The sequence below is a fragment of the Cellulomonas pasadenensis genome (genome assembly GCF_047229365.1).
In the GTDB taxonomy this organism is placed as follows: domain Bacteria; phylum Actinomycetota; class Actinomycetes; order Actinomycetales; family Cellulomonadaceae; genus Cellulomonas.
On record NZ_JBFTEP010000134.1, the window covers coordinates 1 to 9343 of the forward strand.

The 9343-nt window shown below is 76.0% G+C and carries 8 protein-coding genes; all 8 read left to right on the top strand.

All coding sequences use genetic code 11. The annotated features are described in order from the left end of the window. Positions 1 to 2741, top strand: a 2741-nt coding sequence (locus AB6N23_RS15250) for an Rne/Rng family ribonuclease (protein ID WP_412866855.1), incomplete at its 5' end; no start/stop codon positions are given. A 261-nt stretch (positions 2742 to 3002) separates the two neighbouring features. Then, the gene (gene rplU / locus AB6N23_RS15255; protein ID WP_378202920.1) at positions 3003 to 3311 is read left to right on the top strand and encodes a 50S ribosomal protein L21; all 309 of its coding nucleotides are present in this window, start codon (positions 3003 to 3005) and stop codon (positions 3309 to 3311) included. A gap of 58 nt (positions 3312 to 3369) precedes the next feature. Next, complete coding sequence (rpmA, locus tag AB6N23_RS15260) at positions 3370 to 3627, top strand: 50S ribosomal protein L27 (protein ID WP_378202914.1); 258 nt, start codon at positions 3370 to 3372, stop codon at positions 3625 to 3627. A gap of 186 nt (positions 3628 to 3813) precedes the next feature. Beyond that, positions 3814 to 5328, top strand: a complete 1515-nt coding sequence (gene obgE / locus AB6N23_RS15265; RefSeq protein ID WP_412866856.1) for a GTPase ObgE — start codon at positions 3814 to 3816, stop codon at positions 5326 to 5328. 78 nt (positions 5329 to 5406) lie between these two features. After that, on the top strand, positions 5407 to 6546 hold the full coding sequence (proB, locus tag AB6N23_RS15270; RefSeq protein ID WP_412866857.1) for a glutamate 5-kinase: 1140 nt from the start codon (positions 5407 to 5409) through the stop codon (positions 6544 to 6546). 79 nt (positions 6547 to 6625) lie between these two features. After that, entirely contained in the window at positions 6626 to 7984 is a 1359-nt protein-coding gene (locus AB6N23_RS15275) for a glutamate-5-semialdehyde dehydrogenase (RefSeq protein WP_412866858.1), read from the top strand. A 143-nt stretch (positions 7985 to 8127) separates the two neighbouring features. Beyond that, positions 8128 to 8283: a hypothetical protein gene (locus tag AB6N23_RS15280; RefSeq protein ID WP_166436063.1), complete on the top strand. Its 156-nt coding sequence runs from the start codon at positions 8128 to 8130 to the stop codon at positions 8281 to 8283. A gap of 26 nt (positions 8284 to 8309) precedes the next feature. Beyond that, the gene (gene nadD, locus AB6N23_RS15285) at positions 8310 to 8897 is read left to right on the top strand and encodes a nicotinate-nucleotide adenylyltransferase (RefSeq protein ID WP_412866859.1); all 588 of its coding nucleotides are present in this window, start codon (positions 8310 to 8312) and stop codon (positions 8895 to 8897) included. Positions 8898 to 9343: the final 446 nt, after the last annotated feature.

Sequence of the window (9343 nt, forward strand, 5' to 3'; positions counted from 1 at the left end):
AGCCCGAGGCGGGCGGCCGCTCGCGTCGCCGCGGTCGCGGCGGGCGGGGGCGCAGCCGCCGCGCGGTCGACGACGCCGCCGAGCAGGACGCCGGGCAGGACGCCGGGCAGGACACTGTCCAGGACGCGCAGGACGACACCACCGGGTACCCGGGTGCCGGCACGGCGGACGACCAGGACGCGACGCCCGCCGTCGCGGACGACGTCGCCGCGGACGCCGAGGCGGACCTCGACGACGCCGACGGCGACCAGGACGACGAGGGCGCGCCGCGACGTCGCCGCCGCCGCGGTGGCCGCGGTCGCCGGGGCCGCGCCGAGACGGCCGGTGCCGAGGGCGACGAGGACGCGGACGCCGCCGACGGCGACGCCGACGCCGACACGGACGCCGAGCAGGAGGCCGACACCGCCGAGGACGCGGGCGACGACGAGCAGGGCGGCTCGAGCCGTCGCCGCCGCCGGCGCCGTCGCGGTGCCCGGGGCGAGGCCGCGGAGGAGCCCCGTCGCGCGCGCACCGCGGGCGACGAGGTCACCGCGCTGCGCGGGTCGACGCGCCTCGAGGCGAAGCGTCAGCGCCGCCGCGAGGGCCGCGACGCCGGTCGCCGGCGCCAGATCATCACCGAGGCGGAGTTCCTCGCCCGGCGCGAGTCCGTCGAGCGGTCGATGATCGTGCGCGAGCGGCACGGTCGCACGCAGATCGCGGTGCTCGAGGACGGCGTCCTCGTCGAGCACTACGTGTCCAACCAGGCGCAGTCGTCGATGGTCGGCAACGTCTACCTCGGCCGCGTGCAGAACGTGCTGCCGAGCATGGAGGCCGCGTTCGTCGACGTCGGCAAGGGCCGCAACGCCGTGCTGTACGCCGGCGAGGTCAACTGGGACGCCGCCGGCCTCGAGGGTCAGCCGCGCCGCATCGAGCAGGCGCTGAAGTCGGGCGACCCGGTGCTCGTGCAGGTGACGAAGGACCCGATCGGCCACAAGGGCGCGCGCCTGACGAGCCAGATCACGCTGGCCGGCCGCTACCTCGTGTACGTGCCGGGCGGCGGCATGACCGGCATCAGCCGCAAGCTCCCCGACACCGAGCGCTCGCGCCTCAAGAAGATCCTGCGCGACGTCGTCCCGGACTCGGCGGGCGTCATCGTGCGCACCGCGGCCGAGGGCGCCAGCGAGGAGGAGCTGCGCGCCGACGTCGTGCGCCTGCAGGGGCAGTGGGAGGCCATCGAGAAGAAGGCCCGCACCGCGTCCGCGCCGGCGCTGCTGCAGGGCGAGCCCGACATGGCCATCCGCGTCGTGCGCGACATCTTCAACGACGACTTCTCCTCGCTCGTCGTCGAGGGCGACGAGGCGTGGACGACGATCTCGACGTACATCGGCGAGCTCGCGCCCGACCTCGCGGCGCGCATCTCGAAGTGGACGGGCACGCAGGACGTCTTCTCGGTGCACCGCGTCGACGAGCAGCTCGCCAAGGGCATGGACCGCAAGGTCTGGCTGCCGTCGGGCGGCTCGCTCGTCATCGACCGCACCGAGGCGATGACCGTCGTCGACGTCAACACCGGCAAGTTCACCGGCGCCGGCGGCACGCTCGAGGAGACGGTGACGCGCAACAACCTCGAGGCGGCGGAGGAGATCGTCCGCCAGCTGAGGCTGCGCGACATCGGCGGCATCATCGTCATCGACTTCATCGACATGGTGCTCGAGTCGAACCGCGACCTCGTGCTGCGGCGGCTGGTCGAGTGCCTCGGGCGCGACCGGACGAAGCACCAGGTCGCCGAGGTCACGTCGCTCGGCCTGGTGCAGATGACCCGCAAGCGCGTCGGGCAGGGCCTCGTCGAGGCGTTCAGCGAGACGTGCGAGCACTGCCACGGGCGCGGCTTCGTCGTGCACACCGACCCGGTCGAGAAGAACGGCCGTCCGGACGCCGGTGCGCCGCAGGCCGCCGAGGGCGAGTCGAAGCGTGCACGCCGCAAGCGCGGCAACGGCGGCGGCACCGCCGAGCCCGCGCCCGCCGCGGCGACCGTGCCGGTGCTGCCCGAGGCGCGGGAGGCCGTCAAGGCCACGCTCGCCACGATCGCGGCGGCCGCGGCGCACGCCCACGAGCATGAGCACGAGGCCGGCCACGAGCAGAGCCACGAGCACGAGCCCGGCGCCGCCGGGACGACGACGCGCACGGTCGTGAGCGAGCGCCGCGTCGCGGACACGGCCGTCGGTGCGGTGCGGGCCGAGGGTGCGGGGGAGGGCGACGCGCCCGAGGGCGCGGTGCCGGCGGGGACCGCGCTCGAGGAGACGGTGCTCGAGGAGACGGTGCTCGACGTCACGACCGAGGTCGTGGTCGAGGCCGGTCCCGACGCGCCCGCCGGTGCGCAGCCGGCGCTCGACGTGCTGGCCGAGCTGGCCGCCGCGGGCGTGGCGGCCTCGCCGCGGCGCCGCGCGTCGCGGCGGGCGGGCCGGGCGGCCGGTGCTGCGCACGCCGACGCCGGTGCGTCGGTCGCGGCGCCGGAGACGGTCCGTGCGCCGGAGACGGTCGCCGTCCCGGAGGCCGCGGCCGAGCCGGGTGACGACGCCGTCCTGGAGCTGCACGCCGTCGCGCCGGAGGTCTTCGACGCCCCGGCGGACGACGCGGCCGACGACGACGCGCCCGACGCGGCGGTGACCGACGCGGACGCGCCGGACGCCGAGGCGCCGGACGCCGACGCCAACGGCGACGCGGACGCCGACGCGCCCCGCGCCCCGGTGGCCGACGACGAGTGACGTCCGCCGCGGACGTGCGGCAGCGCACGTCCGCGGCGGTTTGACCCGGCGGGACGGGGTCCGTACCCTAGAACGTCGGTGCGCCGCGTGCGCGCCGGTGCGTCCACGCCCCTCGGGCAGGCGTCCCGGTGCCGGTGCACGCGCCGTCGATCCGCCGACGCGAACCCCTCGCCCTCGTGGCCGGGTGGTGCGCGGGCACCGGCGGTGACGTTCACCGAACGAGCAGTACCGAAGGTCCGACGAGCAGAGATGAGCAGCAACGTGGTGTACGCGATCGTGAAGGCCGGCGGCCGCCAGGAGAAGGTCGCCGTCGGCGACGTCGTCGTCGTCGACCGCCTCTCCGCGGGGACGGGGTCGACGGTCCAGCTGCCGGCTCTCCTGCTCGTGGACGGCGAGAAGGTCACGACGGACGCCGCGGCGCTCGCCGCGGTGACCGTGACGGCGGAGGTCGTGCGGGACGAGAAGGGTCCCAAGATCGACATCCTCAAGTACAAGAACAAGACCGGGTACCGCAAGCGCCAGGGTCACCGCCAGAAGCTGACCCGCCTGAAGGTCACCGGCATCCAGTGACCCGGGGCCGCGCGAGCGGCACCTCCCCGTCGTCCCGCAGCAAGAGAGCAGGTCAGTCATGGCACACAAGAAGGGCGCGAGCTCCTCGCGCAACGGTCGCGACTCGAACGCGCAGCGCCTCGGCGTGAAGCGCTTCGGCGGTCAGGTCGTCAAGGCCGGCGAGATCATCGTCCGCCAGCGCGGCACGCACTTCCACCCGGGCGCCAACGTCGGCCGCGGTGGCGACGACACGCTGTTCGCGCTGACCGCCGGTGCGGTCGCGTTCGGCACGCGTCGTGGCCGCAAGGTCGTCGACATCGTCGCGGCGGACGTCTGAGCCGCGACGCACACAGCACTCGACGGAGGGGCGCACCGGTGCGGTGCGCCCCTTCGTCGTGTGTGACCATCGTCGGGACGGCAGGCGGCACGACGCCGCCGCCGACCGGCAGCGCGAGAGGGCGGCGCGACCGCCGCGGCCCCGCGCGAGACGAGCAGGCGCGCACGCGCCGAGGAAGGACACACCGTGGCGACGTTCGTCGACCGGGTCGTGCTGCACGCGACCGGCGGTGACGGTGGGCACGGCTGCGCGTCCATCCACCGCGAGAAGTTCAAGCCCCTGGCGGGCCCCGACGGCGGCAACGGCGGCAACGGCGGGTCGGTGATCCTCGAGGTCGACCCGCAGGTCACGACCCTGCTGCCGTTCCACCACCTGCCGCACAGGCACGCCGGCAACGGCGGGCAGGGCATGGGCGACCACCGCAGCGGCGCGACCGCGGAGGATCTCGTCCTCGGCGTTCCCGACGGCACGGTCGTGAAGTCGCCCGACGGCGAGGTCCTCGCCGACCTGGTCGGCGCGGGCGCGCGCTACGTCGTGGCCGCGGGCGGCCGCGGCGGTCTCGGCAACGCCGCCCTCGCGTCGCCGCGCCGCAAGGCGCCCGGCTTCGCGCTGCTCGGCGAGCCGGGCGACTCGGCGGACGTCGTGCTTGAGCTCAAGACGATCGCCGACGTGGCGCTCGTCGGGTTCCCGAGTGCCGGCAAGTCGAGCCTGGTCGCGGCGATCTCCGCCGCGCGGCCGAAGATCGCCGACTACCCGTTCACGACGCTCGTGCCGAACCTCGGCGTCGTGCAGGCCGGCGACGCGCGCTACACGGTCGCCGACGTGCCGGGCCTCATCCCGGGGGCGTCGCAGGGCAAGGGCCTCGGCCTGGAGTTCCTGCGGCACATCGAGCGCTGCGCCGTCGTCGTGCACGTGCTGGACTGCGCGACGCTCGAGCCGGGGCGCGACCCGATCAGCGACCTCGACGTCATCGAGGCCGAGCTGGCCGCGTACGCCGAGGACCTCGAGGTCGCCGCGGGTGGCGTGCCGCTCGCCGACCGGCCGCGCGTCGTGGTGCTGAACAAGATCGACGTGCCCGAGGCGCGCGACCTGGCGGACCTCGTCCACGAGGAGCTCGAGGGCCGCGGCCTGCCGGTGTTCGAGATCTCGACCGCCAGCCACGAGGGCCTGCGTCCGCTCACGTTCGCGCTCGCCGAGCGCGTCGAGCAGGCGCGCCGCGCGGCGCCGGCCGCCGAGCCGACGCGCGTCGTGCTGCGTCCGCGGGCCGTCGACGACTCCGGCTTCACGGTGACGCGCCGCGAGGCCGCCGGGCAGGTGTGGTTCGCGGTGCGCGGCGAGAAGCCCGAGCGCTGGGTGCGCCAGACCGACTTCGCGAACGACGAGGCCGTCGGCTACCTCGCGGACCGGCTCGCGCGGCTGGGCGTCGAGGACAAGCTGTACGAGGCCGGCGCGGTCGCGGGCGACGAGGTCCGCATCGGGCCCGAGTCCAACGCGGTGGTGTTCGACTGGGAGCCGACGCTGCTCACGGGGTCCGAGCTGCTCGGCGGGCCGCGCGGCACCGACCTGCGGCTCGAGGACCGCTCCCGTCCGACGCGCGGCGAGAAGCGCCAGGAGTACAAGGAGCGCATGGACGCCAAGTCCGCCGCGCGCGCCGAGCTGTGGACGGAGCGCGAGCAGGGCGTCTGGACCGAGCCGGAGTGACGCACGTCGCCGGCGCGCGGGCGTCCGCGCGCCGGAAAGGCGTCGGGGGCGCGCGCCCGCGGCGGGCATCATGGGCGCGTGACCTCCGCCGCCCTGCTGGGCCGTGACCAGCTGCCCGCCGCCGGCCGGCTCGTCGTCAAGGTCGGCTCCTCGTCGCTGACCACGCCCGACGGGCACCTCGACCCGGACCGCCTGCGGGTGGTCGTCGACGTGCTCGCCGAGCGACGCGCGGCGGGCACGCAGGTGGTCCTCGTGTCGTCCGGTGCGATCGCGGCCGGCATCGGCCCGCTCGGCCTGGCGGCGCGCCCCCGCGACCTGGCGACGCAGCAGGCGGCCGCGTCGGTGGGGCAGGGGCTGCTCGTCGCGCACTACACGCGCGCGTTCGCGGCGCACGGCCTGCGGGTCGCGCAGGTGCTGCTGACGGCCGAGGACACGTGGCGGCGCGGGCAGTACCGCAACGCGCACCGCGCACTGACCCGGCTGCTGGACCTGGGCGTCGTGCCGATCATCAACGAGAACGACGCGGTCGCCACCGACGAGATCCGGTTCGGCGACAACGACCGCCTCGCGGCCCTCGTCTCGCACCTCGTGCACGCGGACGCGCTCGCGCTCCTCACCGACGTCGACGCGCTCTACACAGGTCCGCCGTCGCGGCCGGGCTCGCGCCGGATCGCCGAGGTCCGCGGGCCCGCCGACGTGGAGGGCGTGGACGTGTCCGCGCGCGGCAGCGCCGTCGGGACGGGCGGCATGGTCACGAAGCTCGACTCGGTCGCGATCGCGACGCAGTCCGGCATCCCGGTCGTCCTCACGTCCGCCGCGCTGGCGGGGCGCGCGCTCGCCGGCGACGACGTCGGGACGTGGTTCGCCGCGACCGGCCGTCGGGCGTCGATCCGGCGCCTCTGGCTCGCGCACGCCGCGCGCACGCACGGGCGGCTGGTGCTCGACCCGGGGGCCGTGCGCGCGGTCGTCGAGCGCGGCACGTCGCTGCTGCCGGCGGGCGTCACGGACGTCGAGGGGGCGTTCGAGGCGGGCGACCCGGTGGAGCTCGTCGACGCGGCGGGCGCCGTCGTCGCCCGCGGCCTCGTGTCGTACGCCGCGGACGAGGTGCCGCAGCTGCTCGGGCGCTCGACCGGCGACCTCCGCGACGCGCTCGGCCCCGGGTACGACCGCGAGCTCGTGCACCGCGACGACCTCGTCCTGGTGCGCCGCCGGCGCTGACCGCGGCGCCGCGCGGCGCACCGCCGGACGCCAGGTGGACGCCCGCGGCGGGCGGGGGAGCGCGGACTACCCTGGGCGCATGACGACGTCGCTCGAGCCCGCCGCTCCGTCGACCGCAGCTCCGTCGACCGCCACGGCGGCGGTCCCGGCGCCCGCCGGGGACGCGACCGCGACGCCGGCGGCCGAGGGCGTGCTCGCGGTCGCGCGCCGCGCGAAGGTCGCCGCTCGCAGCCTCGCGACGGCCACCCGCGCCACCAAGGACGCCGCCCTGCACGCCATGGCCGACGCGCTGGTCGCCGCGGCGCCGGCGATCGTCGAGGCGAACGCGCAGGACCTTGTGCGCGGCCGCGAGTCGGGCATGTCGGCGGGTCTGCTCGACCGCCTCGCGCTCGACCCCGCGCGCATCGGCGCCATCGCGGACGCCCTGCGCGAGCTCGCCGCCCTGCCCGACCCCGTCGGCGAGGTGGTCCGCGGGTCGACGCTCCCCAACGGGCTGCGCCTGCGCCAGCTGCGGGTGCCCATGGGCGTCGTCGGGATGATCTACGAAGCGCGTCCGAACGTGACGGTCGACGCCGCCGGGCTCGCGCTCAAGAGCGGTAACGCGGTCGTGCTGCGCGGCGGCTCGGCCGCGGCGCGCAGCAACGAAGCCGTCGTCGCGGTGCTCGCCGGGGCGCTCGAGCAGCAGGGGCTGCCGGGGGACCTGGTGCAGTCGATCGACGCGTGGGGCCGGGAGGGCGCCGTCGCGCTCATGCACGCGCGCGGCCTCGTCGACGTCCTCGTCCCGCGTGGCGGCGCCGACCTCATCGCCACCGTGGTGCGCGAGTCGACCGTGCCCGTCATCGAGACGGGCGTGGGCAACGTGCACGTGTACGTCGACGCGAGCGCCGACCCCGTGGTCGCGCTGCCGATCCTGCTCAACGCCAAGACGCAGCGCGTGGGCGTCTGCAACGCCGCCGAGACGCTGCTCGTGCACCGGGACGCGGCGGCCGGCTTCCTGCCGTCCGCGCTGACGGCCCTCGCCGACGCCGGCGTCACGGTGCACGGCGACACGCGCACGCAGGAGCTCGCACCCGACGGCGTCGCGGTGGTCCCCGCGACGGACCACGACTGGGCCACCGAGTACCTCGCGCTCGACCTCGCGGTGCGTGTCGTCGACGACCTCGACGCCGCGCTGGAGCACATCCGCACCTGGAGCTCCGGGCACACGGAGGCGATCGTCACGCGCGACCTCGCCGCGAGCGAGCGCTTCGTCGCCGAGGTCGACTCGGCCGCGGTGATGGTGAACGCCTCGACGCGGTTCACCGACGGCGGCCAGCTCGGGCTCGGCGCAGAGATCGGCATCTCCACGCAGAAGCTGCACGCCCGCGGCCCGATGGGGCTCGCCGAGCTCACCACGACCAAGTGGGTCGTGCACGGGGACGGGCACGTGCGCGGCTGACGTGCCCGCCGGGCCGCGCCACCCGTGCGACACTGGGGGGCCGCGGCGCGGTCCGCCCACGGGGCTCGACCGGTCACCGCGACGCAGGACCCGGCACCGTTCCGGGGTACAGCACCGTCACGCGACGACACCAGGAGGACGACGTGCACGCCACCCTGATCGCCGCGGCCGAGGAGGCCGCAGCCCACGGGACCGAGCTCCCCTTCCCGCCCGCCGTCTTCGGCATCGGCGGTTTCGTCGGCCTCCTGGCGCTGCTGCTCATCACCTACGCCTTCCGCAGCGTCGGGTCGCGCCACTGACGGTGCTGCCCGCATCGGAGGGTCGCGTGCGCCTGGGGGTCATGGGCGGCACGTTCGACCCCGTCCACCACGGCCACCTCGTCGCGGCGAGCGAGGTCGCCGCGCGCTTCGGCCTCGACGAGGTCGTGTTCGTGCCCACGGGGCAGCCGTCGTTCAAGCAGGACTCGGTCGTCACCGAGGTCGAGCACCGCTACCTCATGACGGTGATCGCGACGGCGTCGAACCCGCGGTTCACGGTGAGCCGCGTCGACGTCGACCGCGCGGGCCTGACCTACACGGTCGACACGCTGCGCGACCTCAAGGCGGAGCGTCCGGACGCCGACCTCTACTTCATCACCGGTGCCGACGCGATCGCGCAGATCCTCACGTGGAAGGATGCTGCCGAGCTCTTCGACATGGCGCGCTTCGTGGCGGTCACCCGTCCCGGGCACGCGTTGTCCGTCGCCGGCCTGCCCGAGGGGCGGGTCGACGTCCTGGAGATCCCCGCGCTGTCGATCTCCTCGACGGACGTGCGAGCCCGCGCTCGTGCAGGGGAGCCGGTGTGGTACCTCGTCCCCGACGGGGTGGTCCAGTACATCGCCAAGCACAGGTTGTATCGAGGTCGTGATGAGTGAACCCGGAGAGCGCCGCCGCCGTCGCGAGATGGAGCGCGCCGCCCTGGACGGCGGTACGCCGGCCCCCGGCCCCGCCGCCGGACCGTCGTCCCCGGTGACGCCAGAGGGTGGTGAGTCGCCCCTGCCGGGCTCGCGCCGGGCGATGCGCAGCCGGCTCGTGACGCCGCCGAGCGGGACGTCCGCGTCGCCGCAGCCCGCCGGGACGCCCTCCTGGACGGCCGGCACGCCGGGGCCGTCCGCCCGCGGCCCCGTGCCCGCCGCTGGGCCCGCCCCGACCTCGCCGGCCGACGCGTCGCGGTCGCGGCGCTCGTACCGCGACCCCTCGCTCGACCCCACGGCCGGACCGCGTCCCGCGCCGGCCGGGACCCCTCGCCCTGCGCCCGCGCAGCCGCCGCGACCGGTGGCGGCGCCGCCGTCGTCCGCCCCCGGCCCCCGCTCGGGTGCAC

What these genes read in the sequence shown, in the direction of transcription:
- rpmA (WP_378202914.1), top strand. Translation starts at nt 3,370, where the DNA reads ATGGCACACAAGAAGGGCGCGAGCTCCTCGCGCAACGGTCGCGACTCG.
- AB6N23_RS15275 (WP_412866858.1), top strand. Translation starts at nt 6,626, where the DNA reads ATGACGACGTCGCTCGAGCCCGCCGCTCCGTCGACCGCAGCTCCGTCG.